Below are 22,871 nucleotides of genomic sequence, written 5' to 3'. Positions count from 1 at the left end.
GTCAGGCGGTGGGTGATCTTCTTGTTGACCTGAATACCGCTATGCACCAACAGCGTGCCCAGCGGCTCCAGCAGCGCCCAGCGGTGACCGACGATGATGTAACCCGACACCAGATCGGCGTCATTCAAGGGCTTGTCATTGCGCACCCGGATTTCAATGCGTTTATCCCGCTCGCCAGCGGCTGGGTGCTTCATAGCGATATCCAGTTGTAAGGGCCTACCAACGCCTCAAAGGCCAGCGGTAACGCGCGTGAGCCCGTTGCAGTGGCTTCGGTGACGGCTTCGCGATTGCGGTACCAGTGAGCGACCAGCATTTTCATTGCCAGGGTTACGTCATCCGTTACGGGTAACGCATTCTCCGGCGCCGTTGCCGGCAACAGGCTGCGCAGGTAGTCGTAATCGCCGGCAGCATCCGGCGGCGCGTCAGCGGGTAACTCGACCCGCACCAGCTTGCGGCCGGTGCGAGTCTCGACCATTCGCCGCGCTGCACGGCCGTAACCCTGCAGCAGCTCGTCTTCCTCGGTGTCGTCCAGCTCAAGCCGGCAATGCTGCTTAATTTGCTCAAGCGTCAACATGCGCATACAGGGGCCGCTTGCACGGCCCCGCTCCAGGCTTAGGCCTCGACTTCGGCACCTTTGCCGGCCAATGCTTTGATGGCTGCAGTGTCCTGCAGGACGATGCCGAAGCGCAGGAACGCCAGGAAACCCACCTGGCCGAACTCAGCGTAACGCTCGACCAGGCGTTTCAGGGTCAGGCTGCGCACGGCACGCAAGATCAGCTCATTGAAGTCGCCGGCATACATGAACTTCTTACCAGCGCCGATATTGGCAATCGCCTGATCGATCACGTATTGCTGTTTCAGGATGGTCGCCGGGCGGTCGCTGTCGATACCCGGCAGCCACAGCGGCCGCTTGTTGCCGTCGACCATTTCTTCCATGGCCTGGCAGGTATTGTCGTTGAAGGCCAGGCGGAAGTTAGGGGCCGCACGATAGGCCGGATCGACCGAGTGAATCAGGCCGTTGACTTCCTGCCAGGTGAACTGGGATGCACTGGCCGTCACCTTGCCCACACCTACAGCCGCCTCCAAACCTTTGGGCTGGGCCGGCGCGGTGTCCGTCTCGGCTGCCCCAGTGCCTTGCACGATCAGTCGGTTGCGGGTGCGACCACAGCGCTTGCTGATGCGGCCGGCCAGGAAGGCTTCCATGTCGATACCGGAATCCTGCAGCAGCTGCTCAGAGACGCGGATGATTTTCGAACTGATGGTGTGGGAGCCCAGCGTGCCCATACCAAACTCAACATCCTTTTCGCCGGTCTGCTTGTTCTCGCCGATCAGCTCGCCCTCTTCTTCGCCGCCATTGCTCACCGCCCAGGCAATGGGCGCGCCGTTGTCGGTGTTGAGCAACTGACATACGGACGCGATACCGCCGTAAGTGCTCAGGGCCTCGATTACTTTCGCCTGCAGCGTGGTAGGCACCGTATAGCCGCCAGCTTCGGGGCCTTGTACGCCTTGGGCGCGCATGGCAAATACTGCCGAGCGCTGTTCTGCAGTCAGATGCTCAGCGCCACCGCGCAAGAACGCATCGAAGGCGCTGCGCAGTTCAGCCTGTTCGCCCGTCAGCTGCTGCTGATGCTGGGTGCCTTGATTGGCATTGCGGGCGCGCTCTTCGATAAAGGACTGATCGTTTTCGCGAAGCTCTTCTTCGCGTTCGATCTTCTCTTTCAAGGCTTTCAGGTCGACCCTGATAGCTTCCCACTTGGAGCGGGTTTCGCTGGTCCACACTTCGTCCCCGGTGCTTTCGTGCAGGCTGCGCATTTCGGCGGCTTTCTGGGCGTACAGTTCTTTCAGTTGTTGCAGAGTCATAAATCCCCCAAGGGCTTAAAGGTCGTTCAAATCAAGCAGGCGCTCACGGGCTTCACGCTCAAACTGAGCGCGACCCTCAAGGCCTTCGTTTTTCGCCTGTTTCCAGGCGTCCAGGGAGCGCTGTGCAGCGCTTGAATCGGGATAGGCCGGGAATGACACCGGGCCCACGTCGCGCAGTTCAGCGATCTTGTAGATCGTCCGCACCACCACGCCGTCTTCTTCGTGCCAGGTGTCGCCACCAGGGGCGACACGCATGGCGAAGCTGCTACCGCTCATGTCGCCGCGCTTCAACGGCTCGACAACAAGGTCACGAATGGTCTGCGTGTTGGGCGTGTCGATTTCGTAGGCCAGGCCACGCTGGTCTACCGAGAGGCGCAGCGTGCCGCTGACCGTGCGGCCCAACAGGTAGTTGGGTCATGGTTGAACAGCCCGCGTACGTCCTGGCCCAGCACGTCATCGAATGCACCAGGGGCGATCAGCTCAACAAAGAAACCGCCCAGCAGGTCGCTACGCTGATTAAACACAGCGCCGTAGCCGGCAATGCGCGGTGACGCATTTTGATCGCCGCCCTCTTCCACCGGCACAGCGCGAAGCTCGCAGTGCTGCGCGAGCAGCATGCGTTTCTCAAACTCACTCATGGGGTTATTCCTTTGTCGTTACGGGTAACGGCTTGCCGTCAGCGCCCAGCAACGTGGTATTGACGTTGAGCAACATCGAATCGAGCCCGGCCATCGGGTTCAGGTCTTCCAGCACGCGGACCTCATTGCGAGACATCCAGCCGTCTTGGATCGCGATCCGGTAGAACTCGGCGCGCTTTTCGGGGTGCCGCGCAGCAGGCCGGCCAGGTTGAACTTGATGTAATAGCCGGCCAGGCGCTCAGCCCGGGTAAACACCCGGCGGTTCAGCTCTTCTTCCCAGTTTTTAACCCAGGGCATTACCGAGTGCCGGACGTACTGGATAGCCTGCTCGCTGATATTGGAAAACGTGGCTTTCTCAAGATCGTTGATCATGTGAGAAGGCACATTGAATATGCTGGCAATCTCGCTACGGGTCAGCTTGCGCGTCTCCAGAAACTGGGCATCCTCAGGCGCGATAGTCAGCGCCTTGTAATCCAGATCCGCTGGCAACAGCAGGGTCTTATTCTCCGATTGCTTGAGCTTGATTACCGCGCTGTTCCAGACGCTTTTAAGGCGCTCCCAGCCGTCGCGCTGCAGATTTCCGTCCTTGAGCGTCACAAGCCCTGTAGGGCGGCCGCCACCCTCAAAAAACTCCTTGCCGTAACGCACTGCAGCCAAGCCGAGGCCAATCGTTTCGGCGTTTTGTCGAATCGGGCTGGTGCCCATTCGCCGGCCGGAACCAATCGCGCGCAGGTGAACCATGTCTTCGGGCGCGACTGCCAGGGGCATGCCATCGTCATCCTGCGTGGCGTAGATCCAGCGGCCACCGTTCTTCACCAGGTCGGTTACCTGGGGCTCGCACATTTCCAGCGCCTGCAGTTCGCCCCGGCGATTGCGCACCAGGCGCGTAAAACCGTTGCCCAGCCCAGGGTGTGCGCCTGCTTGGTTTCGCGCCACTTGTAGGACGTTTGCCACTGATTGGGCTCATCGTGCAGCAGGTAGTGCGCAGGGTGATCCGTGGCCGGCACAATCTCCCCGTTGACCTTACGCAGCACGCTTAAGGGCAACTGCGCCATGGTGCTGGACAGCACGTAGATACACGCATACACCGCCGTCAGCCTTTGCGCCGTGGCGGGGCTGACGGCAATACCGTTGCCGGCACACAGCAGCTCGCCCAACTCCTGGCTGTTCATCTTGGTAGCGGGGTTCTCCAGGCTGCTACGGTTTTCATACATCGCGCCCAGGATCATGTCCGAACCGCCTTGATCGCGGCGGCCAGCAGCAAGACGCCGCCGGCCATCAGCGCCCAGCCAGGGCCGAACTGGACGTACAGCCCGGCAACAAACAGGCAATAGCCTGCCGTCCCGATCAGTTCAGGAAGCCAATTTTTCATAGGGGGCTCACATGGTTAAAAGGTCATCGTCAGTCATGCTGTTCAGAAGACTGCCGGGCGCCTGGTCGGCCAGCATTGCGCGGCTCATCCCCATCAGAATGGCGACCATGCCGTCGATCTTGCGCAAGTTGCCCTTGCCTTCGTCTTCCTTCATTGGGGTCAAACAGCCTCGGTATTCCTTGGTTGTCACGTTCCCCGCCATCCACGACAGCACACCGTTTTCAGGGTGATTGAAGCGTCGCGAAACCAGCGCCGCTTCAACTTCCCGCATGGGCATATTCATGGTCTGAATACCGCCGCCGACCTCGACCACCTCGGCGCCGTCCGCCTGCAGCTGGTGCGCCAGTTGCGTGGCGCGCCACTTGTCGTAGGCGATTTCCTGAATGTCGAACATCTCGGCCAGGTCTTTGATGTCATCGCGCACCACATCAAAGTCGGTTTCCTCGCCGTCTGTGGTCAGCAGATCGCCAGACACCACCCAGCCTTCGTAGGCATCCTTAAACGTGGTCGCGCGCTCTATCGCGCCTTCGGGAAGGTACGACCTGCAGAACACCGTCCACACATCGCGGCCGCGCTCGTCCTTGTCCTTGAACACCAGGGCCACAGCGGTAATGTCTGATTTGCTCGCCAGGTCGACCCCGATCCAGCATTTACGGCCCCGGAATTGCTCCAGGGTCAGTTCAGGATTTCCGCACGCCGCCCAGTCCGACATGTTCAACCAGGCCGACCGGGAGCTAACCCACACGTTTAAATGTTTGGTTAGATATTTGTTCAGCTGTGACGGGTAACGCTTGGCGTTCGCCTGCATGCGCAACAGGTATTCATCATCGACCGACACGCCAAGTTCGGGTTGGCCTTGCGCAACACCTTCGGGTCTTGCCAGTCGTCTCCCTCGTCAATGGTGTAGATGATCCCGAAAAGCTCATCGTTTTCTATGCCGCCTTCGCCCAGGGCGTGCAGCAGCATGTCCTTGACCTGGCCCCGCTGGACATAACAAGGCCCGGCAAGGTTGTAGCCGGCCGTTGTGATCACAAACATCAGCGGATGCTCGCGGGCACCCATGCCGGTGATCATGGTGTCGTAAAGCGCCGACGAAACGTGTTCGTGATACTCGTCGACAATGGCGCAGCTGGGCGAACTACCGTCGCCAGGATCGCCAACCAATGGCTCGAACCGGCTGCCGTCATCAGGCAGAGAAAGGTTCATCACCATTATCTCGGCGCCGCATTCCTCAATCAGTTGCGGCGTGTTCTTGAGCATCCGACTCGCCGGCCGGAAAACCTCAAGCGCTTGGTATTCTGTCGTCGCGCCGCAGTACACCTCGGCGCCAAACTCGCCATCCATAATGAACATGAATAGCCCGAGGCCAGCCGCAATAACGCTCTTGCCGTTCTTGCGGGGAATCTCGCATACACCTCACGGAAGCGGCGCAGACCATTGCGCTTGGATCGCCACCCGAAAATGCAGCAGAAGATAAATTTCTGCCACGGCTCCAGGGTGATCAGCAGCCGCTTACCGGCCCACTTGCCCTTGGTGTGCGGCAGCAACTGGATAAAGACACAGACGCGCTCGGCCTCGGCCTTGTCGAACTTCCAGCGGTAGCCCTTCTTAGTGGACTTCGCCAGGTCGTCCAGGTGGCGCCTGCAGGCGGCGCGCACCCACTTACACGCTTCAATCTTGCCCGCCACCACGTCGCGGGCGTACTTGTTCGCCGCGTTGACGTTTGGTGAGCTGGCCATAGAGGGTCTTATCCGGCTTTGCCTCCCCGCAGTGCGGTAAAGGGGTTGTCTGGTTTCTGTTCGCCGCCAGGCTTGAGGCGCGCCCGGGCTGCAGGATCAAGTCCAAGCGCACCGCCATAAGCGGCCATCTGGCGTAGCGTTTCGTTGGAGACAGTGCAGGCAGGGTTTTTGATTTCCTGCTTGGCGCCCATGACGATGATCCCGTTTTTGGTGATGTCGTCCTGGGCCTCTCGCCAGCGCTGGTATGCCATGCAAAACGCCTCAAGGTTGTGCATGTCAGTGCCGGTCAAAATCCTGGCCTCGATCAACCAGGGCGCAACCTGACGCCAGATGTTCTTCGCGATTTCGCCGAACCAGTCAGGCGGGTCAGGCACATGCGTTAGCGCGTCGGGAGACGGCGCGTTCTTGTTCAGTTTCCGCTTGCCAGGGTTGCCCTGGATCACTTTCAAGGCGGTCGGTTTGGCGTGACGGCCCACAGGAACCCCCCAATTTTTCCAAAAGTACGAATTTTTTAATTTCGCGGTCGCGCGTAAAAGGCTGGGCGATCGGTGGAGAAGGCGAAAAGCTGCAGAGATTTTGCCCGCCCCCCTCCAGACCCGTCATTTTTCCGCCATGTCAACGTTTTTCGACGAAAATAGACGAATATTTCACACGCGCGCGGCGATGGCTTCCCTTTGCGTTTTAGCCTTGTGGCAATCGACGTTTAGCGACTGCAAATTGCAAAAATCGTCACTTCCACCCATGGATTTAGGTGTTATGTGGTCAACTTCTGATGCTGGAAGGGTGCAACCCTTGCAGTCTTCGCACTGGCACAAGTAACGGTCACGCTTGAGGACGGCCGCACGCTTCTTGCGCCATTCCCAGCCATACCCGCGCTGCTCGGCTGTCCCTCGGCCGGGCTGGACCCAGCCGCTGGCAAGGTGTGCGTGCTGCTCGCAGTACCCGCTAGGGGCCCGGGTCTTGCCCGGGCACATTGGCGAACGGCACGGGCGCTTGGCCTTTGGCGGCATTGGTGGCAGCTCCTTGTATCTGTATGCAGTCCAGCACCTGAACGGCGCAGCGGACTAACGCGCCTTCCGTCTCATCCAGCGCGACGGTCCAGTCTTCATTACTTACCAGGGCTGGCCGGCCCGGCAGGTGGCACGGCACCAGGCTGCAGGACAAGGGCGCCGGCTCGGTAGGCAACTGGGTCGGTAGTGTCTGGCCTGGCGTAGCGCAGCCCGAGAGGGCCAGGGACAAGGCCAGCCAGATAAGTGTTGGTCTTTTCATCGGTGCGTTTCAGCTCGGTCAGGCTTCGATTTAGCTGGGCGGTCTGGCCGTCCAGCGCGGCGTTGATGGATCGCGTGCGCTCGTGGATCAGGCCCAGCACGGTAAGCGTGGCTTCACGATTCAGTAGCGCACGCTTAAGAAGCTGGTTATTCGCTTCGGACGCCTCTACTGACTTGCGCAAATCCGCGTTCTGACTCATTGCCAGTTTGTTTAGCTGGGTGGTGTGATCGACGGCCCAAAGCGACAACACGACAACAAGGCCACCAGCGGCGACCAAAGGACTAAACGACATGGATAACCTCCAGCACTTGGCCGGGCTTAAAGAAGGTGGCGAGCCACACAATGATTTCCGCAGGGTCTTCACCGTCCATATCCAGGGCGGTGGCTGTACGGCCATCAGCAAAGCGGATTAGGTACCGCTGGATACTGATCAAGGCGCGGCAAGGCAAAGCTCTCGCCTTACCTGCTGCCGGGTTACTACACCGCTGCAGTTGGACTCAGCCAGGCGGCAGTCCTTGCCGCCGGTGTAGACCCACCGCAAGAACTCATCCGGCGCGCCGTAGCGGTCACCAGCATTGAAGCGAGCCAGCAGAGTCGAGCGCCGATACTTCGTTTCGCCCATCTGAAAAGCGAAGTCCACATGGGCAACGCGACACAGCCAACCAACATCGGCTTTCAGATGCTTGTCGACGGCCCCTATGGATATCTGCAGATCCTCGCGAAGCCAGGCCACGCACTGGGCGCGTGTCGCAGCATCACCCGGCCGGACGCCGGCAGTGTGGCCGTAGCAGATCGTCCAGACTCCAGCACCGTCCTGATACGCCTTTAAGCTGATGCCCTCGAAGAACATCACCAGGGCCAGCAGGACCGGCATAAAGCCAGCTGCCAGCGGCAACACTAGACCGCGCGGCAGTTTCATCCGGCCGCCTCCTGTTTCTTGTTGAACCACTTGGTTTTGATGTGCCAGGCGAGCATGGACAGCGCGTAAAAGAACATGACCCACTGCGTCAGGCTGGTGACGGGCGCGCCAAAGAAAGTAGCGCCGGCATATGTGGCCGGCGGCACCATCAGGGCCTTTTCAACCGTTTCAGCCCTGGCCCGCCGGCAACCCGCCGCGACCACAATCAAAAGGGCCGCCATTGCGAGCCGTGCCCGTTTGATTCTGTTCATTTGCGGGCTCCAGACAGCAAAAAGCCCCGGCAGATCACCCGCCGGGGCTTTGTATGTGATTGATTGTTAGGGCCGTGAACGCAAACACGCCACGATAGGTAAAACGATACGTAACTGGGCCAGCCTCGTCTCGCCATCCGGCGTCCAACCGAAATAGGTCTCTGCGTTACCCGTCACGCGTCTACAGTTGGAATGCGTAGTTTCCACGCGGCCGGGGTGTGCAAGCAGGCCAATTCGCCCTTAAATGCCCCACCACAACCATCTGGCAGCGTCTTGCCGCATTGCCGGCACGGATACTGCTGCGCATCGGCTATTTGCCCCTTTAGCCTGGCGGCATCCTCGCGCACCAGGGCGGCAATGTATTCCTCTACATCGTAGGGGCCATCAACCCCACCGCGAATTGTTCGGGACTCATCGAGCAAGGCCAGAAGACCAGGCCCAAGCTTTGCGGTCACTTCCTTTACGCCTTGCTCCTTGAGGCGCTCCCGGCGCCGCTGCTGCCGCTTGGTGCCCGCCTTCTTCACTTTGGCGTTACCCGTCACAGTCAAAAGCTCAGAGGGCACGCTAAAGGCCTTGCAAATTTCTTCCCGGGTGAACCTTCGCTGCTCGATCACCTCTCTCATGGGTTCAGCCTCCCCGTGATCCGCTCCCGCCAGGTAAGAGCCGTCCGGACCGGCTCCGGCCTATGCAGTCTCGACCGGCGCAGGACTACCAGAATCCACCGCAACCGCGTGTAGTTCAGCTCCGACAATGGGCTAGCCTCGATCCACTCCCGAACCTCAGTGACAGCGATTGCGTGGTTCAAGCTAGCAGCCATCAGGGGCAGTTGGCCGGGGTCCGCCAGATCACCACCGAAAACGTCCTGACTAAGCTCCAATAGGGTAACGGGTTGCTTGCTCATATCCTAAAATCCTCCTTTGCAATGGATTGGCTGGCAGGGCTCTAAGCCGCGCCGTTATTGGTTTCGGTGGTCGTCTCTACTGCTGCGCGTCTCGGCGCTGTCTCGGCGGCAAAAAAAGAGAGGCCCTGCGCTTCAAGCCACAGATGCCAGCGCTCCAGGGCGTCACGCTTGAGGGTTTCAGCATGGGTATGGATGTATGCGGCCTGCAGGTCGTCCATGGCGTGGTTCAGCAGCATTTCGCCAATGAAGTACTCGACGCCCAGGTCAAGCCACATGCTTCGGGCGATCTTTCGCAAGTCGTGACTGGTCCACTCCCCTGCAGTCAGGGACGCAATAATTTCCTGGGCTTGGTTATCCGTGATGGGGTCACCATCACCGCGCGGGAACAGATAAACGCCTGCATACCCGGCCTGCTTCTGGCGGGTTCGATAGGCTTTAAGAAGTGCGACGGTGTGCCGGGTCAGGGGTAGACGATGATCGTTATCGGTCTTGGTATCGGCCGCCGGCAGGAACCATTCCCCCTCCCCTTCAAGGGTTAGATTTGACCATTTGGCCAGGCGGGTTTCGCTGATTCTGGTGGCGTGACACAGCATCATCAAAGGCAGCATGCACATGCTGGTCTGACGGACTTCTTCTGCAGACAACCGCTTAACCAGGTCCGGCAACTGGTGAGGACGAAGCGCACAGGGCTTGGGTCGAATGGGCGTATCAATGAAGTCAGAAAACACCACTTCGGCCAGTGGGTTGACGCTCAACATGTCGAGGCCGGCCGCTTGCTTGAATGCCTTCTTGATCAACCCAAACGCTTGTCGGGTATAGGCCAGGCTGCGCACCTCCTGCATGGGCCATATCAAGCGATCATCGAGCGCCTGGCGGTCGACCATCTGCAGACTAAGGGAGCCAACACGCGGCAGCAGCTGGCAGGCCACCAGGGAGCGAACAGTACCTTTCCACTTTGAAGACAGCTTACGGGTGCGCTCGATGCGATCGGCATACCAGCGCAACAGATCCTCAACGCGCTCCCAGGAAGAAACGGCAACGATTGACGAAGGGTCAGCGGTCAACTCGGCCAGCTTCTTGGGCAACAGCTCTATGGCCGTCTTGGCGGAAATGTCGGGCCAGTTACCCAGCTTTCGGGAAGGGCTCTTGCCGGCAACATGGCGAACCACGTGCCAAGAGCCGCGCGACCTGTCTTTCCCGAAGCGAAAGTGCAGCGCGGGGTGCCGGTGATCGCGCACGTTATGCGTAACGGACTGTTCAGCCAGGCGCCGCAGCTCGGCGTCCGTGAACTTGATATGAAGGGTTTTTGCGTCGGTCATGTCTGGCAACCAATCAAGGCGGCCAGCCACTGGTCAGAGCGCTAGGCCGCGTTTCGGGCGTAGCCATCCCCTACCCATGCGAATGACGGGCGCACTGCAGCTACAGGGATGGGAATAGGTGGCATACGGACTCTGTTAGTCCTTGGCGGGTACTGCTGGTGATATTGCTGGCCTGCCGATCTGATCAACCAAAGCCTTGACCCGGCTCATCAGCTGGTAATGCTCAGCGGTCTTTTCGGGGCACGGCCCAGGGGCTGCGTGATGGTCCGCAAGGGCCAGGACGAACGTCTGCAGGTCAGCGGTATGACTGACCAGGCGTCGTATGGCCTGGCACTCTGTGCAGCGCGGCTGCTCCTGCAGTAAGTGCGCCTCAAGCCGCGCTATTTCATCGCTTCGCATATGCTTCCAGCCTCTCAGTGATCATTTCGCGCGCCGCCGCCAGGCGTCGCTTGTAGGTTCTCCAGCTCAGCCCGAGAGCGCGCGCGCGATCCAGTTGGGAGGCTGTGCCGGGGTCGTAGTCTTTGATCTTTCGACGGTTGCAGACTTCCCAGCAACCGGCGGCATACTCCAGGCGCAGCACGTCAGCCTGATCAATGCTTTTCGCCGCCATTTCCATAACGGCGGCCTCTATCCGCACCTCGATACCGTCAGCGGGGCCGCTTGAACCGGTAGAGCCGCCAAAGAAAATTTCACCTTTCTTTTCGATCAGCTGCGCAAGCATGGTGCTGCCAGATCCAAGCCCCCCAATATCCCCAAAGGACCAGGCCGCCCAGGCGTGCAGCAGCTTGTCCAGCGCGGTTTCAGGGGCGGCCATCAGTGAGCCTCAGCGATGCTCAGCAAGTGTTCTTTCAGCGCGTCGATAGCGTCGAGAAAGTGCCGGCATCCGCCCTGCATATGCGTGACTTTCGGGTCTTCACGTTCCATAGGCACCGATTCCGAAGGCGCGCCCATGACATGCCAGATAACGCCGCCACGGCGGCGGATTTCCTGGGCCTCATCCAGCGTCATGACGTTGTAAATCACCAGGCCGCCCAAGGACTTATTGCTGGTCGAATCATTGAGCGCGATAACCAAGTCACGCACCCGCGCACCTCGGCGCACATCAGTGCCCGCCCAGGTGCGCAAGCGGCTACCGCCAAAACGCTCCAGACGTTCGGCAATTTCCCTGCGTTGCTCAGGCTTACCGCCGGTCAAACCAATAAGAATCATGCTGTTTGTTGCTCCCATCAAAACGGTAAGCCGGCAATGCCGGGCATGGCGGGCCAGACGCGGGGGCCATTACAAAGCCCGCCGCCTTGGCGGTGGTAAAACGGATATGCATCACAGTGGCAAGTCTTGGCCCGCCAGGGCCTTGACTGGGCCCACTTGTCCAGGCGCCCTGGACGGTTGCAGGCCGGGCAACCCGTTACGTCAGGCGTGCCCTTGAAGCGAGCCCCGCACTTGCGCACTCTGCAGCGGCAATGCTTGGGGGATTGCGAATACCTGGCCATGATCAGGCGCGGGCTTTATCCAGTCGCGCGCGGCGCACGGCCTGCAGCTGCGCGTGCAGTACGCCCGGCGTTAGTTCGGAGTGATGCGGGGCCGCTTCTTCGCAGGCCTGATGCATTTCCGTTACCGTAACGTTCGATGCACACCAGCGACGAAACAGCCCGAGGGTCAGGGGATCGCCGGTCACTTCACGGCGCATGTTCAACTCTGTCTCACACCAGAAAACCCACTGCTCAGGCGACGTAAAAAGAAGTGGCTCAGCCTGGGGCAAGTAGTCGTCCGCCTGGCTGAAAACCACCACTAGGGGCGCGCCTGGCTCGTCACCCTCGGAGAAAGAGAGCCAGCCGGACCGCATAAGGGCGCCAAGGAAGTCGTACAGCTCATCGTCAGAGACGCCCAGGGCATCACGCCAATCGCTGCGGGGAAGGGGAACAATTCCGCCAGAAGCAGTGTCACTAGAGGCCAGAATTTCTAGAAGCTTGATCAGTCGAGCGAAGCCGGCAAGGCCGTAACGGCCTTCAATGCGCCGCGCGACGGCCGAGGCCGAGAAAGCGGAAGGCAAGTTAAGCGCCGGCATTTTCTTTACCGACCTTAAGCAGATTGACGGCAAACGGGCTGTAGATTCCGTTCCAGTCGACTGCCTTTCTTGACTTGATGATGATGTTGCAGCCGGCTGCAAATGACGGGATGCGTTCTTGGCGATACCAAGACAACACAGTCCGTGGCTTTTCACCCAGTAGACTGGCAACAGCCTGGATACCAGCAGGACTTAGCTTGCCCGCCAGCTCTACGCCGCCTATGTTTTCAATCCACTTGTTTAGTTCCACGGATAGACTTCCTTTTACACGATTAGTGTAAGTCTATTTCGACCGTGTCCCATTTCTCAAGCTTTTTTTGCCGCCCTCTACACTTAAAGTGTATATTTCACCAGATAGACGCTAGTATTAAACAACTGCCAAGGCGTGAAACCTCACGGCGCCCTATGAGAGATTGCGCATGTCTGAATTGATAAAAGTTGTGTCCCAGCGGCTTAAAGATTGTCGAGCGGCCACAGGCTGGACACTTGAAGAGACAGCAAAACGTCTCACAGACCTCTCTGGTACTCCCATTGCTTACTCCCGCTATTCCAATTGGGAGCTGGGCCTACGCATGCCGCCAGTCGATCAGGTGGTGCTGCTTGCCAAACTGTTTGGTAAGACCCCTGCATGGCTCCAGGGGTACACAGACAACGACAGCTTAAGCGCCGTAACTTCAAACTATGTGACGGCCAATCCCCCTAATATCTCGACTAAAAAAGGGCTGCTTATCCTGTCGCAAGTCACGGACAACACGGCTTTCAGCCTTGAGTACATCGAAAGCCGGGGGCTGAACCGGAACAAGCTGCTATGCATTAAGCAAATTGATAGCAGCATGGCGCCGCTTATCGCTGAAGGGGCCGAAGTGCTACTTGATGGCGATCAGGTCGCGGTGCGAGGTGCTGACCTATTTGGCATAGTCGTGGCGGACACAATATGGATTCGCTGGATATGCCCCGAGATGAACAACACCTTTACCCTTAAAGCATCAGATTCTCAGCAGTACCCTGATACCAAACTGACACGTGAGGAACTGGAGCAGCTTGATATCGTCGGCCGAGTCGTCCGAATTTCCCACGACAGGTAGTGAAAGAGCCCTTAGATCGAGGGCTTTTTTATTGCTGCAATTTACACTTTAAGTGTAACATGCCACGCAATTCAGGAATGACAGGTTAACCCCCATGCAAGGCAGCGTAGTTTCCTCTCCAAACAGCCAACCTCCAGCCAACTCCAGCGGCGCGCTTATAGTCCAACAGCGCCGCGTTGTGGCATTGAGAGAGGTTTCTTCTTTGGCCTCAAGCATGCAAGCCATGGCCCTGTATGCCATCGATCAAGGTCACGTCACCATCGACAGCATGGAAGCAATGGCCGACCTACTCGGCATGCTTAAGCGTCAGGTGGATGCCTTGCACCTCGATCTTTCTAGCCACTAATACCGTCCTCCCCCCTCGCAAGGAAGCGTCCCCCATGAATGCGTGCGTCCAGATCCACGGCGACGAAGTGATCGGCTACCCGGGCCAGAACCTGACAGATAAAGAACTGTTCGTTCTGGTCAAAACCGCCGAGGGTTTTGCTACTCCGATGATCGCCGAGGAACTGCAGCTGGACGATATCGGTATGCGCATGGTTGAACGGAACATCTTGAGCAAGCTGGGCGCCAAGAACAAAGCTCACATGATCACGCGCGGCTTTACCCTGGGCGTTCTAGTCCCGCAGGCCCTATGCCTGATGCTGTGCGTTATTGCAGTGCTTGAGGTCGACACTGACTTCAACCGGCCGCGCTCCCAGCGTCGCAGCCGAACCCTCACCGAGTTCTCGCGCAGCGTGCGCACTTCTCCCGCCTCAGCGGGCGGCCCTCCATGCCGGCAAGCTTTCTACGTCTAATCCTTTCGTTATTTCGTTAAATCGTTAATTCGTTATTTTCTTGATGTCGCGATAAGGCCGGCCTATACTCGCCCTGCGTTAACGAATTAACGAATTGACGAAATAACGAACAGGAAATTTCTCAACATGGCATTGATCGTAGGCTTTGCAACTCAGAAAGGTGGACCTGGCAAATCCACAGACGCGCGCGGCACGGGGGTTGGGTTCGCGCAAAATGAATGGTCGGTGAAGATCGCAGATTTTGACCTGAACCAATCTACCAGCACTATCTGGCAGCAGCGCCGCCTGCAGCGCGGACACCTGCCGCAAATAGACGTAGAGCAGTTTGGCTCTGTCGCACACGCCTTGGCCCAGGCTGACAACTATGACGTGATGATCTTCGACGGTGCGCCGCGTGCCAGCAAAGACACGGCGGAAATGGCCGAAGCCTGCGACCTTTTAGTGATCCCTACCGGCCTTTCGCTGGATGACCTAGATCCTGCAGTAAAGCTTGCCGATGCATTGCACCATAAGCACGGCATACCTATTGAGCGCATAGCGTTTGCTTTGAATCACGTAGGTGACAGCGTGGCCGAACTGGAAGAGGCACAGGAATATTTGAGCCAGAAACCCTATCACGTACTGGACGGTCATCTGCCGCAAAAGGTCAGCTATAGCCGCGCCATGGATGTTGGCTTGTCGGTGATAGAGGTGTCGCACAGAGGCCTGCGAACCCAGGCGGAGCGCCTTATTTCCTCAATTATCAAGCGAGCGATTGAGCTACAATCAAAGTAACGAATTGACGAATTAACGAATTAAAGGAAACTCAACAATGACAGTCGCCGCCCCTAAGCCACCCCGTCGAAACAATACCAAGGGCACCGCGCCGGCTTCCCCCTTGGCTGCCGAAGCGCTAACAAAGGCAGGGCATACGCACCAAGCAGCACCAGAAGAGCTAGTAACTGCCAACTTCAAGGTGGATGCTCAGTTCAAGCACGACCTTAAGATGTTCGCCGCCATGCACAAAATGAGCATGGTCGACGTGCTGCGCCAAGGGTTTGCACTGCTTAAAGAATCTAAGGGAAGCCGCTAATAGCTCATCGGCTACACCCAGCCCCGCACCTGGCGGGGCTTTTTTATGCCTGCGTGACGGGTAACACTGGCGGCCTCGATCACCGCCCAGGACACCGCCATGCAAGTGACCCTCGACCTATCCCCGTTTGAGCTGCAGACGCTGCAGGATTTCCGCACGATGCACGCCGAGTACCAGCGCACCACGTCCAGCACCCCCGAACTGGAGCTGGCCCGCCGTTATAGCTCGCTCAGTACGGCCGCGCAGATCCTCGCCGAAGCCCTGGACAAAGCCGCGCGCGCCCAGGGCGTGTAGTCACAGCTCCACACTGAAACTGGTGATCCCCACCTTGTCGGCAAACTTCACCACGGCTTTTAAGCTGGTCCAGATCCTCAGGGGCTCGCGCCGGCTGCGCACGGGCACCAGGCGCGCCGTGGGGCCGCCCAGGCGTACAGAGAGCGTCCACTGCGCGTTATCCCCTTTGACCCGGCCGACTACGGCTTCACGGATGGCGTGTTGGGCCACCAGGTGCGCCAGGGAATCCAGCTGTATCGCCTCGCCGATCATGCCGTCAGTACCTCGCGGCGAGCCGTGGCGGCATTGTCGAAGGCCACATACAGCGCCTCCAGATCCGCCGGATTAAGCGCCCGGATCACCTCCAGACCTTCGCCGTAGCCTTCGGCGCGCTCCAGGGCCAGGCTGACTTCCTGCAGATCCTCGGCCCGCTCGATGCGAGCCAGGTGCTTTAGCGCATGCTCGCGCACCAGGGCGGGGAGTGGCACCCCTGCCAGCGCTTCGGCGCTCATTCTGCAATACCTGACGGCCCGCCGTGGTTGGCCGCTTCGGCCAGGAACACGGCCGCTTCGGCGTGCTGCAGGGCTTGGCCATGTACCAGGCTGTAAAGCCACACGCCCAAGCGATTGACGCTGCGCGCCTGTTGCTGGCCGACCGGCTGCAGGTGGTCGAACAGATCGCTTTCCAAGGCGCTGACAGGTTGCGCCAGGGCTTCTGGCTTCACCACCTGGGCGACGCGCGCGGCCAGTTCGGCCACCTCGGGGGCATAGCTGCGTAGGGCGCTCAGGCGCATTTCATAGGAAGACGTGACGGGTAACGGCATGGCGGCGGGTCCATTTCGAGTGCGGGGGTGTCAGTGCGTAAAACCAGAATAGGGGGGTGTGGTAGACCAGTCTAGGGGGGTGTGGCAACCGAGGGCATAAAAAAAGGGGGCCACACCCTGGCTCGGTGTACCCCCCTTTTGAACATAAGCGGCGTTATTGGTAACGCGGCGCCCTACCCTTCGGCGTCGAACTTGGCGCGCACCTGCTCCAGCTCGGCGGTCAGTTGTTCATACATCGCGTTACTGATCAGTCCATGTATCAGCAGCGCCGCCAGATAGCCAGCCTCATGCATGGCGCAGCCGTATTGTAACGACGAGTTATCGGCGAACCGGCGCAGTTGGCTGGTCATGTGGTCATGGCGCGCACGCGCCTTGGCCAGCGTCTCGGGGCTGTCTTGTTCAATCTGGATCATCGGCATAGCGGGGGTTCCTTTCTGTTCAGTTCACGTCAGGCGCATTGAGTTCAGCGCTCAGCTGTTCTTCAACACCCCATTGATAGGCCGCGTCGGCCTGCTCGATCAAGTCGGGCAGCTCGTCGGCCGTGATTACGCCCTGGGCGCACAGCGCCTCGGCCAGCTCGTTCAGGGCGAACTGCTGCGCCTCCGGCGACTTGACCAGGGCGGCCTTGTCGTCATACAGCGCCTGCCAGTCGGCCAGGCTTGGGGTTTTCGGGGTCTCGGTCATGTGCGCTTCCCTTCTGTTCGTTATGGGTAACGCCTGGCTTATTCACCAGGCTGCTTGCGGTAGTCACTGGGCAGACCGGCCCTCTTTAGGCGCGCCTGCAGCACGGCCACCGCCTCAAACGCGCGGCCTCGATCAGCCACCTCTAGTACATTCTGATCCTGCAGGCCGGCGATTTGCTCACGCAACTTCGCCTCGATGTTGCTCGGTGTCGCGGCTGCAGCTGGTGCGCCGGTCACCTCCTGGGCGATTTGCTGCAGCGCTTCCTGCAGGCGCTTGATTTCCGCACGATCAGCGGCGCGCTCTTTGAACAGCTGAACGTTCTGTTTGCGTTCGTCCTCGTAGCACTGCCAGCCGCGTTTAGCCTCTTTATCCCGACGCTTGTTGCCGTTGATTATTCCCTGATCCTGATCAAGCTTGGCTTTAAATTCTTCGGTCCAGAAGGGGCAGCCCTGGAATATCGTCTCTAAGTTCTCCAGCACCAAAGGCGACTTTAGGTGATCAAGATCGGCGCGCGCGGTGAAAAACACACTGAAAGCCCACGCCATCAGCGAATCTTCATCCCGCGTCAGCTGCACGGTGCGCGTCCAGTTGTCCGGGTCATCAGCGGACACGATCACCTGGCCGGCAACCGGCTCACCTGCACGCAGGGCGCTGTTCTGATCCTGCAGACGCTGAACCATCACCCTTTGCCGCTCCAGCTCATCGCGCAGGAACGCGGTAGGCCGGTAAGTGCTACGGTTCGGCTCAGCCAGGTAGCGCCCGTTATCACCTTCGGGCCATAGCTTGGTCAGCAATGCATCAAAGCCCGGCTTCTTGCTGGTGACCCAATCCTTTGGCCGATGATCCAGATCCTCATGGGCCAACAGGCCCAGGCTCAGCACCATGCGGTCCGTGCGAGTCAGCGGGATAAGCTTAAGGCCTTCGGATTGCGCGCGCTCCTTGCGGCGCTGCCGTAGCAGCTGCTGCCGCTCGGCGTTGCTCATCGGCACTTTCTTGACCGACTCCGACAACTGCGGCTCACCCGACAGCGGCATATTCAATTGCCCGTTACGCGTAACGCCTTGCAGCGCCGGCACAAGCCACGCCGGTACCGAAACCTTAGCGCGCTCATCCTCGCGGATGGCCTTCGGCTTGAACTCACCCTGCAGCAGCTGCTCCACAAGGCCGCGCACCGCCTGGCCGAAGGTTTGCCCCACATGCTTATCAGGGTGCAGGAACTGGCTAAGGTAGCCGGTCTCGCTGATGAATTTGGCCGAAGCATCCACGGCGTAAAAGCTCAGGCTGTACGTGCCGCTCATGCCCCAGGGGTCAACCACCACCCGCAGGCGCATGCCTTCGACCTCTAGCAAGTACTCCCCGGCTTGCCCCCAGCCAGGCACCACGCCTGCAGGCGCGGCCAATTTCTTGCACAGCTGGCCCCCGGCCCCATCCTTCGTGCCACTACCCATGAACGTATTGCCGTGGAGCCGGTAGACCACGGCGTTATACCGAAGCGCTGACGTTTCGATATCGCGCGCACTGGCCGCGATCATCGCGTCATTGAACAGCTGCAGCATGTCAGCGGCCAGCTGCTCCAGCTCGCCGCGATCATCTGGCAGAAACTCAAGAGTCTTGAGGAACAGCGGCTGCTGCTCCAGCGGCAGTTCCTGGGCGGGGGCTTTCTTCTTGGCCATTTTGGCGGCTCCGTCAACAGCCCCGGACTGGCCGGGGCAACAAGGCTTAAAGTCCAATTTCATCCATCAATGCATCCATGGCCTTGCCGCCGGCACGTGCTTCATAGGCAGTCAAAAGCGCTACGCGAACCATATTTTCAACAGGCGGCAAGATGGCACCGCCCAGGTGCTGGACAGCTTCAATGAGGCGGGGGGTGGGGAGTTGATCGGCCGCTTTTTGCATGCGGGCCGCCAGTTGCGTAGTCGTCATCGGGTCTGCTCCGGGGTGCGGCCTTGGGTGAGTCCCCGGCCTTGGAGCAGACTTTAAAACCAATTCGTTATTTCGTCAATTCGTTAATTCGTTAATTCGTTAAACGATCAGTTCGGCGGCTGAAATCGTGGTGCGCTTGCCAGGCCAGCATAGATGCTGAGCAGGCGCCATACGGCATACGGCGGCTCCCCTTCTCCACCTGCCCACTTGCGAATCTTCCGCGACTCGACCCCAACCAGCATGCCGGCCTCACTCCCCGATAAGTCAGCCACTCGCAACAACTCGCGAAACTCGGCGGCGGTGGGTGGCAGCCAGTCGGGCGCATACGAATCGAACAGCCCAGGGCGATCCAGGGCAAGTTCATGGCGTACCTGCTCGGCCGTCATCAACCGCGGCGAATCACCAGACACCTCCAGCTGGGCCGCATCGAAACGCAGCGCCGCGCGCATAGCTTCCCAAAAATCCGAAGCCTCTATTTCCTCGCGCGACCCATCACGCAGTAACAACGCAAACATCCATCAGCCTCCAATGCTAAACCGCCGGCAGTGCCGGCGGTATTTCGTTAAATCGTTATTTCGTTATTTCGTTAAATGCCTGGGGCAATACCTTACTTTGACGGATACCCCAGCGTTCCAGCAGGTCCAGCCAGAGGGCGAAGCCAGCAGGCCTACACGGCCGTAATCCTCGCACAAAAAATAGCCTTGAGCTTCAAGCCAAATTCCGATGCTTATCAACTGCGACCTGTCTATCTCGGCCCTTTTACGAAACTCCGGCACTGCCAGTACCAGGCAATCGCGCTGCGATCCCCCGGCAATACGTGCATTAAGTTGGATTGCGTAACGCTCAAAAAATGCCGCCTTCAACGCGACCACGTGCGGTTCTTGCCTAGTCATCGGTTCATACCCGGATAGCGGCCTTGGCGTAATGCCCGGCCTTGGGATGAACCTTATTTGTGTTTCGTTATTTCGTCAATTCGTTATTTCGTTATTGGCGCGATGCGAATACTTAGAATGCCGGCCATGCCGGCGGAATCTCTGCTAACGCACCAGAAGGCACACGGGCAGCGCAACCCCTGCAGGGCGGCCACGCCCTGCAGATCATCCGCAAACCGCTCACGCAGGCGCTACGGCGCTTGAAGCCATGCAAATACCGTAAGCGAACCCCTCGTATTGATCACTGGAGCGCTTGCGCGACCGACTGGGCGTAGCCGGCGCGTGAAGGAGCGAAGGGACGCAAGGAGGTCTTGAGTCGTGCGCAGCCGTAGAACGTCCCACAGCGACTGGAAGGCGCCTCGCTGACGGAACGGCGGCACCACTAGCGCAGAGCTGTTTCCTTGCCCCGCGCCTCCAGGCGCGAAGTGGGCAGGCATTCTTACTACGCCAGTCAGACATGCACAGTTGGCACGGTTTATGAGCTTTAAAGCGGATCTTTAAAAGCCCTTCGGTACCAGTGAACGCCTAATCTTGCAGATATTTAAAAGCCTGGCGCCTGGCCGGCGCATGCCTTCGATTTTCGGGCAGGAAATTGCTCAGCGCGGGGGGTAGATCGGGAGTTTTGAGGGGGGATATGTGGGCCTGGGCGCGCCGGCAAGGGCTTTGGCGGGATACAGACGTGCGAAGGCACCGCCGGGAGGCGGTGCAGTCTGAGAGAGGCTATGGGAGGCTGTCGGTGCTGTCGGGGTGGACGGCGAAGTGCGGGTATTCGCGGGCGAACGCTTCGGAACGCTGCCTGCCAGCAAGGTTGGGGCGAGCCTGCGCGAACTCCACCCAGGCCGCTGTCCAGGCCCGTTTATATTCCAGCTTGTTGACGCCCTGCTGTTCCTGCTTCTTGCGCCGGGCAGCGCGCTGGGCGCCTTCGTGGGAGTCCTTGCGGACCTTAGCTGCGGCCTGTTCTTTGGTAAAGGCGGCTTTGCGAGTGTCTTGAGCTACACCCAGCACGGTGCGGCGCTCTACGCGCTTACGGGTCTGTGCGTCGGCCAGCTCATGGCCCAACCCTAAGTCGATAAAGAAGCGGCGGCGCACGTGAATCGTCACGCGCGTTATCCACTTCGTACCCTTGTGAAAGATCCGGCGAAATTTGCGGCGCACATAGCCGGCGCGCTCAAGGTCGCTCAGCAGGCGCGATAGGGTCCACTCGCGCACCCCTGAATCCTCGCATAGCTTGCGCTGGCGGTTAACGTGCATCTTGCCATTCTTATCCAGCCAACCGACGACCAGTTGCGCCAGGTCAAGGCGTGCGCACAGCGGGCCGATCAGTTCGGCCAGGGCGTCCCAGCGCTGCTGATAGGTGCGGGAGTCGTTGATATCGTCAAAGCGGCGCAGGTACTTCCCCTCGCGCTTGTCGGCTTCTTCGTGAACGCGGGCAATGGTCTTGCTGAACAAGCCGCCAAACATGCGCGCTTGATCGACGGTGACGCCAGTTTGGCGGCGCTGCTGGCCCGTGCGGTCACGCAGGGGCAGTTTTTTGCGCTTTGGCAGTAGCTCAGGGATGTCAGACAGGCCGGCGTATGCGGCGGCCTCTACGGAACCGGGCAGCAGCTGGCTAACGGACCTCACAGGGAGCTACCGGCAACCAGAACCCGGCGCAGGGCGCGGGCCAGGGGCTGAAAATCTATGCGCCCCCACATAATGCAGGGGCGGCCTTCTACTGAGGCTTCGCCAATCATCCAAACATCCCTATAGAGCTAGGGCTTGCTTATGCGGTGATCAGCTAATAGACTTCTACCTGCCAGGTTGAGAAGCCGTTTGTGCCGATCACCAGAAGCCCCCGTCCCGCCAAGGTCGGGGGTTTTCTTTTTTAAGCCTGCCTAAAAATTTCTAATTCTTCGTAACTGCTGTGCCCCCAAGGGGCTGACGGCGCTCAGAATAACGCGCCAGTCTTTGGTCGTCCACAATTAGTGTAAATTTACACTTTCTTAAGCGAAACAAGCGCCTGCCGCAACGTCTCCAGTTGCAGCGCCTCGCCTGGGTGCGCCGTGTCGTCGTTGCCCTTCTGAATACACAACCACGCAACGTACTGATTAATCGCGTCGATAGTAGACGCTTGGTCACTTTTGATCAAAGGGTTTGCAGAGGGTGTATCAGACATAGGGGCTCCTTCCTACAGCAGTCATTCAAGTGCGGCGATTCTATCTAGAATCGCCCAATACTGGATAGATAAACAGTGGTGGCCTGACGATATTGCGCGGCGCGCGCACTGTACCCGACGCGGGCCGGCGCCTGGCCGACCCTTTGTCGGATAGGCCTAGATGCCTTTCCAGGGATTTACCTCAAACGTGAGGCCCTTCCACTGCGCGGTTGGATCGGCGCTGTAGTCCTCTTTCCAGTCGCTTGGCTCTGGCTTGAAGCCAATCTGAATCACCAGGGCACGCGTGGCCGACCACTGCCACACCCCGTAGAAACCGTAGTAGCGGCGGCCGGTTGTCTTGTGCGTAGCCAAAATCAGGCGCCGCCCTCCCTGCCCTGGGCGATCCTTGACCACCTCAGAGCCCCAATAGCGGTAGTCGCACTCGGCCACCGGACAGCTGAACCAGGGGCAGAAACGCATGTTGTTCGCAGGATTGCGGATAGCCAGCCACCAGAACTGAGAGAACCAGTGATAGGCGCCCAGGTCGAACGGCGTGTTCATATGCCACCAGCCGCGCTTATCGCCCAGGGCGCCGTCGCGGTCGTTGGACCACAGCCAGGCCCACGCCGGCAGACGGCCAAGCCCCCAGTAGCCAGGCGCCTGGGTGAAGGCGATGGGCGGATTTTCAATGGTCATGAATGGCAGCGCCAAGGGCACCACCAGAAAGCCCAGTAGGATCAGCGTTACGCGTAACGGGAGAAACAACGCCCACTGCAAAGCAGCGCGCAGGATATGCGACAGCATGGGTAAACCTC

The 22,871-nt window shown here is 59.3% G+C and carries 38 protein-coding genes and 2 pseudogenes; 7 read left to right on the top strand and 33 right to left on the bottom strand.

What is annotated here, in order from left to right:
- The 14 genes and pseudogenes from C9990_RS32220 to C9990_RS32180 all read right to left on the bottom strand — a co-directional run.
- A pseudogene (locus C9990_RS32220) lies at positions 1-194 on the bottom strand (head-tail adaptor protein); the annotation flags it as partial.
- Complete coding sequence (locus C9990_RS32215) at positions 191-580, bottom strand: head-tail connector protein (RefSeq protein WP_256595168.1); 390 nt, start codon at positions 578-580, stop codon at positions 191-193. The gene C9990_RS32215 and the pseudogene C9990_RS32220, both read right to left, overlap by 4 nt.
- A 32-nt stretch (positions 581-612) precedes the next feature.
- Positions 613-1,860 (bottom strand): phage major capsid protein, encoded by a 1,248-nt coding sequence (locus C9990_RS32210; RefSeq protein ID WP_106805768.1) that lies wholly within the window; start codon positions 1,858-1,860, stop codon positions 613-615.
- Positions 1,861-1,875: 15 nt separating this feature from the next.
- Positions 1,876-2,477: pseudogene (locus C9990_RS32945) on the bottom strand (HK97 family phage prohead protease).
- Positions 2,478-2,502: 25 nt separating this feature from the next.
- Positions 2,503-2,634, bottom strand: coding sequence for a hypothetical protein (locus C9990_RS32910; RefSeq protein ID WP_256595171.1), 132 nt, complete (start codon positions 2,632-2,634; stop codon positions 2,503-2,505).
- Entirely contained in the window at positions 2,598-3,341 is a 744-nt protein-coding gene (locus C9990_RS32570) for a phage portal protein (RefSeq protein ID WP_256595170.1), read from the bottom strand. The genes C9990_RS32910 and C9990_RS32570 overlap by 37 nt, the downstream gene beginning before the upstream one ends.
- On the bottom strand, positions 3,323-3,727 hold the full coding sequence (locus C9990_RS32565) for a phage portal protein (protein ID WP_218277291.1): 405 nt from the start codon (positions 3,725-3,727) through the stop codon (positions 3,323-3,325). Before C9990_RS32565 ends, C9990_RS32570 begins: the two co-directional genes overlap by 19 nt.
- Positions 3,724-3,870, bottom strand: coding sequence for a hypothetical protein (locus C9990_RS32530; RefSeq protein ID WP_177410387.1), 147 nt, complete (start codon positions 3,868-3,870; stop codon positions 3,724-3,726). The genes C9990_RS32565 and C9990_RS32530 overlap by 4 nt, the downstream gene beginning before the upstream one ends.
- A 7-nt stretch (positions 3,871-3,877) precedes the next feature.
- Positions 3,878-4,708, bottom strand: a complete 831-nt coding sequence (locus C9990_RS33235) for a terminase TerL endonuclease subunit (protein WP_371920720.1) — start codon at positions 4,706-4,708, stop codon at positions 3,878-3,880.
- Positions 4,642-5,223: a terminase large subunit domain-containing protein gene (locus C9990_RS33230; protein WP_371920719.1), complete on the bottom strand. Its 582-nt coding sequence runs from the start codon at positions 5,221-5,223 to the stop codon at positions 4,642-4,644. Before C9990_RS33230 ends, C9990_RS33235 begins: the two co-directional genes overlap by 67 nt.
- Positions 5,106-5,609 carry a hypothetical protein gene (locus tag C9990_RS32905; protein WP_256595169.1) on the bottom strand — a complete coding sequence of 168 codons (504 nt, stop codon included), beginning with the start codon at positions 5,607-5,609 and terminating at the stop codon, positions 5,106-5,108. Before C9990_RS32905 ends, C9990_RS33230 begins: the two co-directional genes overlap by 118 nt.
- An 8-nt stretch (positions 5,610-5,617) precedes the next feature.
- Complete coding sequence (locus C9990_RS32190) at positions 5,618-6,085, bottom strand: phage terminase small subunit P27 family (protein WP_218277286.1); 468 nt, start codon at positions 6,083-6,085, stop codon at positions 5,618-5,620.
- A 171-nt stretch (positions 6,086-6,256) separates the two neighbouring features.
- On the bottom strand, positions 6,257-6,583 hold the full coding sequence (locus tag C9990_RS32185; protein WP_256595174.1) for an HNH endonuclease: 327 nt from the start codon (positions 6,581-6,583) through the stop codon (positions 6,257-6,259).
- Between the two features lie 134 nt (positions 6,584-6,717).
- Entirely contained in the window at positions 6,718-7,170 is a 453-nt protein-coding gene (locus tag C9990_RS32180; RefSeq protein WP_106805763.1) for a hypothetical protein, read from the bottom strand.
- On the opposite strand from C9990_RS32180, the gene C9990_RS32900 reads away from it, so the two are divergent.
- Positions 7,169-7,291, top strand: coding sequence for a hypothetical protein (locus tag C9990_RS32900; protein WP_256595167.1), 123 nt, complete (start codon positions 7,169-7,171; stop codon positions 7,289-7,291). The two genes, C9990_RS32180 and C9990_RS32900, sit on opposite strands and share 2 nt — an antisense overlap.
- A gap of 17 nt (positions 7,292-7,308) precedes the next feature.
- Here the strand turns inward: C9990_RS32900 and C9990_RS32175 are convergent, their stop codons facing one another.
- From C9990_RS32175 to C9990_RS32130, 8 genes are all read right to left on the bottom strand, one after another.
- Positions 7,309-7,797 carry a lysozyme gene (locus C9990_RS32175; protein ID WP_106805762.1) on the bottom strand — a complete coding sequence of 163 codons (489 nt, stop codon included), beginning with the start codon at positions 7,795-7,797 and terminating at the stop codon, positions 7,309-7,311.
- A complete protein-coding gene (locus tag C9990_RS32170) occupies positions 7,794-8,048 on the bottom strand; it encodes a hypothetical protein (protein ID WP_106805761.1) in 255 nt (84 codons plus the stop codon). Before C9990_RS32170 ends, C9990_RS32175 begins: the two co-directional genes overlap by 4 nt.
- Before the next feature lie 173 nt (positions 8,049-8,221).
- Entirely contained in the window at positions 8,222-8,671 is a 450-nt protein-coding gene (locus tag C9990_RS32165; RefSeq protein ID WP_106805760.1) for a hypothetical protein, read from the bottom strand.
- Between the two features lie 319 nt (positions 8,672-8,990).
- On the bottom strand, positions 8,991-10,268 hold the full coding sequence (locus tag C9990_RS32155; protein WP_106805796.1) for a site-specific integrase: 1,278 nt from the start codon (positions 10,266-10,268) through the stop codon (positions 8,991-8,993).
- A gap of 385 nt (positions 10,269-10,653) precedes the next feature.
- The gene (locus tag C9990_RS32145; protein WP_106805756.1) at positions 10,654-11,082 is read right to left on the bottom strand and encodes a hypothetical protein; all 429 of its coding nucleotides are present in this window, start codon (positions 11,080-11,082) and stop codon (positions 10,654-10,656) included.
- The gene (locus C9990_RS32140) at positions 11,082-11,477 is read right to left on the bottom strand and encodes a hypothetical protein (RefSeq protein WP_157955116.1); all 396 of its coding nucleotides are present in this window, start codon (positions 11,475-11,477) and stop codon (positions 11,082-11,084) included. Before C9990_RS32140 ends, C9990_RS32145 begins: the two co-directional genes overlap by 1 nt.
- Before the next feature lie 283 nt (positions 11,478-11,760).
- Positions 11,761-12,333, bottom strand: a complete 573-nt coding sequence (locus C9990_RS32135) for a hypothetical protein (protein ID WP_106805795.1) — start codon at positions 12,331-12,333, stop codon at positions 11,761-11,763.
- A complete protein-coding gene (locus tag C9990_RS32130; protein WP_106805753.1) occupies positions 12,320-12,583 on the bottom strand; it encodes a hypothetical protein in 264 nt (87 codons plus the stop codon). The genes C9990_RS32135 and C9990_RS32130 overlap by 14 nt, the downstream gene beginning before the upstream one ends.
- 169 nt (positions 12,584-12,752) lie before the next feature.
- Here C9990_RS32130 and C9990_RS32125 point away from each other — a divergent pair, with 169 nt between their 5' ends.
- The 6 genes from C9990_RS32125 to C9990_RS32105 all read left to right on the top strand — a co-directional run bounded on the left by C9990_RS32125 (position 12,753) and on the right by C9990_RS32105 (position 15,581).
- Positions 12,753-13,418 carry a LexA family transcriptional regulator gene (locus tag C9990_RS32125; protein WP_106805794.1) on the top strand — a complete coding sequence of 222 codons (666 nt, stop codon included), beginning with the start codon at positions 12,753-12,755 and terminating at the stop codon, positions 13,416-13,418.
- A gap of 94 nt (positions 13,419-13,512) precedes the next feature.
- Positions 13,513-13,764, top strand: coding sequence for a hypothetical protein (locus C9990_RS32410; protein ID WP_157955117.1), 252 nt, complete (start codon positions 13,513-13,515; stop codon positions 13,762-13,764).
- 34 nt (positions 13,765-13,798) lie between these two features.
- Positions 13,799-14,215 carry a LuxR C-terminal-related transcriptional regulator gene (locus C9990_RS32120; RefSeq protein WP_106805750.1) on the top strand — a complete coding sequence of 139 codons (417 nt, stop codon included), beginning with the start codon at positions 13,799-13,801 and terminating at the stop codon, positions 14,213-14,215.
- Between the two features lie 126 nt (positions 14,216-14,341).
- Positions 14,342-14,989, top strand: a complete 648-nt coding sequence (locus C9990_RS32115) for a ParA family protein (RefSeq protein ID WP_106805792.1) — start codon at positions 14,342-14,344, stop codon at positions 14,987-14,989.
- Between the two features lie 37 nt (positions 14,990-15,026).
- A complete protein-coding gene (locus C9990_RS32110) occupies positions 15,027-15,287 on the top strand; it encodes a hypothetical protein (RefSeq protein ID WP_106805791.1) in 261 nt (86 codons plus the stop codon).
- Positions 15,288-15,386: 99 nt separating this feature from the next.
- On the top strand, positions 15,387-15,581 hold the full coding sequence (locus tag C9990_RS32105) for a hypothetical protein (RefSeq protein ID WP_106805790.1): 195 nt from the start codon (positions 15,387-15,389) through the stop codon (positions 15,579-15,581).
- Here C9990_RS32105 and C9990_RS32100 read toward each other — a convergent pair whose 3' ends face one another.
- From C9990_RS32100 to C9990_RS32050, 11 genes are all read right to left on the bottom strand, one after another.
- Complete coding sequence (locus C9990_RS32100; protein WP_106805748.1) at positions 15,582-15,833, bottom strand: hypothetical protein; 252 nt, start codon at positions 15,831-15,833, stop codon at positions 15,582-15,584.
- Positions 15,830-16,072, bottom strand: a complete 243-nt coding sequence (locus tag C9990_RS32095) for a hypothetical protein (protein ID WP_106805789.1) — start codon at positions 16,070-16,072, stop codon at positions 15,830-15,832. Before C9990_RS32095 ends, C9990_RS32100 begins: the two co-directional genes overlap by 4 nt.
- A complete protein-coding gene (locus tag C9990_RS32090) occupies positions 16,069-16,383 on the bottom strand; it encodes a hypothetical protein (protein ID WP_106805788.1) in 315 nt (104 codons plus the stop codon). Before C9990_RS32090 ends, C9990_RS32095 begins: the two co-directional genes overlap by 4 nt.
- Before the next feature lie 173 nt (positions 16,384-16,556).
- The gene (locus C9990_RS32085; RefSeq protein ID WP_106805746.1) at positions 16,557-16,802 is read right to left on the bottom strand and encodes a hypothetical protein; all 246 of its coding nucleotides are present in this window, start codon (positions 16,800-16,802) and stop codon (positions 16,557-16,559) included.
- 19 nt (positions 16,803-16,821) lie between these two features.
- On the bottom strand, positions 16,822-17,067 hold the full coding sequence (locus C9990_RS32080) for a hypothetical protein (RefSeq protein WP_106805745.1): 246 nt from the start codon (positions 17,065-17,067) through the stop codon (positions 16,822-16,824).
- A gap of 38 nt (positions 17,068-17,105) precedes the next feature.
- Positions 17,106-18,740: a KlcB family protein gene (locus tag C9990_RS32075; RefSeq protein ID WP_106805744.1), complete on the bottom strand. Its 1,635-nt coding sequence runs from the start codon at positions 18,738-18,740 to the stop codon at positions 17,106-17,108.
- Between the two features lie 46 nt (positions 18,741-18,786).
- Entirely contained in the window at positions 18,787-18,990 is a 204-nt protein-coding gene (locus tag C9990_RS32070; RefSeq protein ID WP_106805787.1) for a hypothetical protein, read from the bottom strand.
- Positions 18,991-19,097: 107 nt separating this feature from the next.
- Complete coding sequence (locus C9990_RS32065) at positions 19,098-19,505, bottom strand: hypothetical protein (protein WP_218277290.1); 408 nt, start codon at positions 19,503-19,505, stop codon at positions 19,098-19,100.
- A gap of 1,137 nt (positions 19,506-20,642) precedes the next feature.
- Positions 20,643-21,545, bottom strand: a complete 903-nt coding sequence (locus tag C9990_RS32060) for a hypothetical protein (protein ID WP_106805786.1) — start codon at positions 21,543-21,545, stop codon at positions 20,643-20,645.
- 349 nt (positions 21,546-21,894) lie between these two features.
- The gene (locus C9990_RS32055) at positions 21,895-22,077 is read right to left on the bottom strand and encodes a hypothetical protein (RefSeq protein ID WP_106805739.1); all 183 of its coding nucleotides are present in this window, start codon (positions 22,075-22,077) and stop codon (positions 21,895-21,897) included.
- Positions 22,078-22,233: 156 nt separating this feature from the next.
- Positions 22,234-22,860 (bottom strand): hypothetical protein, encoded by a 627-nt coding sequence (locus tag C9990_RS32050; RefSeq protein ID WP_106805785.1) that lies wholly within the window; start codon positions 22,858-22,860, stop codon positions 22,234-22,236.
- Positions 22,861-22,871: the final 11 nt, after the last annotated feature.

It is taken from the genome of Pseudomonas sp. S5D5 (genome assembly GCF_003013355.1).
GTDB lineage: Bacteria > Pseudomonadota > Gammaproteobacteria > Pseudomonadales > Pseudomonadaceae > Aquipseudomonas > Aquipseudomonas aylmerensis.
This window is presented reverse-complemented; position numbering and strand designations above follow the sequence as displayed.

Excerpts from the sequence above, each read along its gene's own strand:
- C9990_RS32185 (WP_256595174.1), bottom strand. The coding sequence starts at position 6,583 with ATGTGCCCGGGCAAGACCCGGGCCCCTAGCGGGTACTGCGAGCAGCAC.
- C9990_RS32570 (WP_256595170.1), bottom strand. The coding sequence starts at position 3,341 with ATGTGCGAGCCCCAGGTAACCGACCTGGTGAAGAACGGTGGCCGCTGG.
- C9990_RS32155 (WP_106805796.1), bottom strand. The coding sequence starts at position 10,268 with ATGACCGACGCAAAAACCCTTCATATCAAGTTCACGGACGCCGAGCTG.
- C9990_RS32910 (WP_256595171.1), bottom strand. The coding sequence starts at position 2,634 with ATGTCTCGCAATGAGGTCCGCGTGCTGGAAGACCTGAACCCGATGGCC.
- C9990_RS32900 (WP_256595167.1), top strand. The coding sequence starts at position 7,169 with ATGGATAACCTCCAGCACTTGGCCGGGCTTAAAGAAGGTGGCGAGCCA.
- C9990_RS32905 (WP_256595169.1), bottom strand. The coding sequence starts at position 5,609 with ATGGCCAGCTCACCAAACGTCAACGCGGCGAACAAGTACGCCCGCGAC.
- C9990_RS32170 (WP_106805761.1), bottom strand. The coding sequence starts at position 8,048 with ATGAACAGAATCAAACGGGCACGGCTCGCAATGGCGGCCCTTTTGATT.
- C9990_RS32210 (WP_106805768.1), bottom strand. The coding sequence starts at position 1,860 with ATGACTCTGCAACAACTGAAAGAACTGTACGCCCAGAAAGCCGCCGAA.
- C9990_RS33230 (WP_371920719.1), bottom strand. The coding sequence starts at position 5,223 with ATGTTCATTATGGATGGCGAGTTTGGCGCCGAGGTGTACTGCGGCGCG.
- C9990_RS32140 (WP_157955116.1), bottom strand. The coding sequence starts at position 11,477 with ATGATTCTTATTGGTTTGACCGGCGGTAAGCCTGAGCAACGCAGGGAA.
- C9990_RS32135 (WP_106805795.1), bottom strand. The coding sequence starts at position 12,333 with ATGCCGGCGCTTAACTTGCCTTCCGCTTTCTCGGCCTCGGCCGTCGCG.
- C9990_RS32065 (WP_218277290.1), bottom strand. The coding sequence starts at position 19,505 with ATGTTTGCGTTGTTACTGCGTGATGGGTCGCGCGAGGAAATAGAGGCT.
- C9990_RS32410 (WP_157955117.1), top strand. The coding sequence starts at position 13,513 with ATGCAAGGCAGCGTAGTTTCCTCTCCAAACAGCCAACCTCCAGCCAAC.
- C9990_RS32105 (WP_106805790.1), top strand. The coding sequence starts at position 15,387 with ATGCAAGTGACCCTCGACCTATCCCCGTTTGAGCTGCAGACGCTGCAG.
- C9990_RS32180 (WP_106805763.1), bottom strand. The coding sequence starts at position 7,170 with ATGTCGTTTAGTCCTTTGGTCGCCGCTGGTGGCCTTGTTGTCGTGTTG.
- C9990_RS32175 (WP_106805762.1), bottom strand. The coding sequence starts at position 7,797 with ATGAAACTGCCGCGCGGTCTAGTGTTGCCGCTGGCAGCTGGCTTTATG.
- C9990_RS32055 (WP_106805739.1), bottom strand. The coding sequence starts at position 22,077 with ATGTCTGATACACCCTCTGCAAACCCTTTGATCAAAAGTGACCAAGCG.
- C9990_RS32215 (WP_256595168.1), bottom strand. The coding sequence starts at position 580 with ATGCGCATGTTGACGCTTGAGCAAATTAAGCAGCATTGCCGGCTTGAG.
- C9990_RS32100 (WP_106805748.1), bottom strand. The coding sequence starts at position 15,833 with ATGATCGGCGAGGCGATACAGCTGGATTCCCTGGCGCACCTGGTGGCC.
- C9990_RS32090 (WP_106805788.1), bottom strand. The coding sequence starts at position 16,383 with ATGCCGTTACCCGTCACGTCTTCCTATGAAATGCGCCTGAGCGCCCTA.
- C9990_RS32145 (WP_106805756.1), bottom strand. The coding sequence starts at position 11,082 with ATGGCCGCCCCTGAAACCGCGCTGGACAAGCTGCTGCACGCCTGGGCG.
- C9990_RS32165 (WP_106805760.1), bottom strand. The coding sequence starts at position 8,671 with ATGAGAGAGGTGATCGAGCAGCGAAGGTTCACCCGGGAAGAAATTTGC.
- C9990_RS32125 (WP_106805794.1), top strand. The coding sequence starts at position 12,753 with ATGTCTGAATTGATAAAAGTTGTGTCCCAGCGGCTTAAAGATTGTCGA.
- C9990_RS32050 (WP_106805785.1), bottom strand. The coding sequence starts at position 22,860 with ATGCTGTCGCATATCCTGCGCGCTGCTTTGCAGTGGGCGTTGTTTCTC.
- C9990_RS32565 (WP_218277291.1), bottom strand. The coding sequence starts at position 3,727 with ATGATCCTGGGCGCGATGTATGAAAACCGTAGCAGCCTGGAGAACCCC.
- C9990_RS32120 (WP_106805750.1), top strand. The coding sequence starts at position 13,799 with ATGAATGCGTGCGTCCAGATCCACGGCGACGAAGTGATCGGCTACCCG.
- C9990_RS32080 (WP_106805745.1), bottom strand. The coding sequence starts at position 17,067 with ATGACCGAGACCCCGAAAACCCCAAGCCTGGCCGACTGGCAGGCGCTG.
- C9990_RS32075 (WP_106805744.1), bottom strand. The coding sequence starts at position 18,740 with ATGGCCAAGAAGAAAGCCCCCGCCCAGGAACTGCCGCTGGAGCAGCAG.
- C9990_RS32085 (WP_106805746.1), bottom strand. The coding sequence starts at position 16,802 with ATGCCGATGATCCAGATTGAACAAGACAGCCCCGAGACGCTGGCCAAG.
- C9990_RS32530 (WP_177410387.1), bottom strand. The coding sequence starts at position 3,870 with ATGAAAAATTGGCTTCCTGAACTGATCGGGACGGCAGGCTATTGCCTG.
- C9990_RS32095 (WP_106805789.1), bottom strand. The coding sequence starts at position 16,072 with ATGAGCGCCGAAGCGCTGGCAGGGGTGCCACTCCCCGCCCTGGTGCGC.
- C9990_RS32070 (WP_106805787.1), bottom strand. The coding sequence starts at position 18,990 with ATGACGACTACGCAACTGGCGGCCCGCATGCAAAAAGCGGCCGATCAA.
- C9990_RS32115 (WP_106805792.1), top strand. The coding sequence starts at position 14,342 with ATGGCATTGATCGTAGGCTTTGCAACTCAGAAAGGTGGACCTGGCAAA.
- C9990_RS32110 (WP_106805791.1), top strand. The coding sequence starts at position 15,027 with ATGACAGTCGCCGCCCCTAAGCCACCCCGTCGAAACAATACCAAGGGC.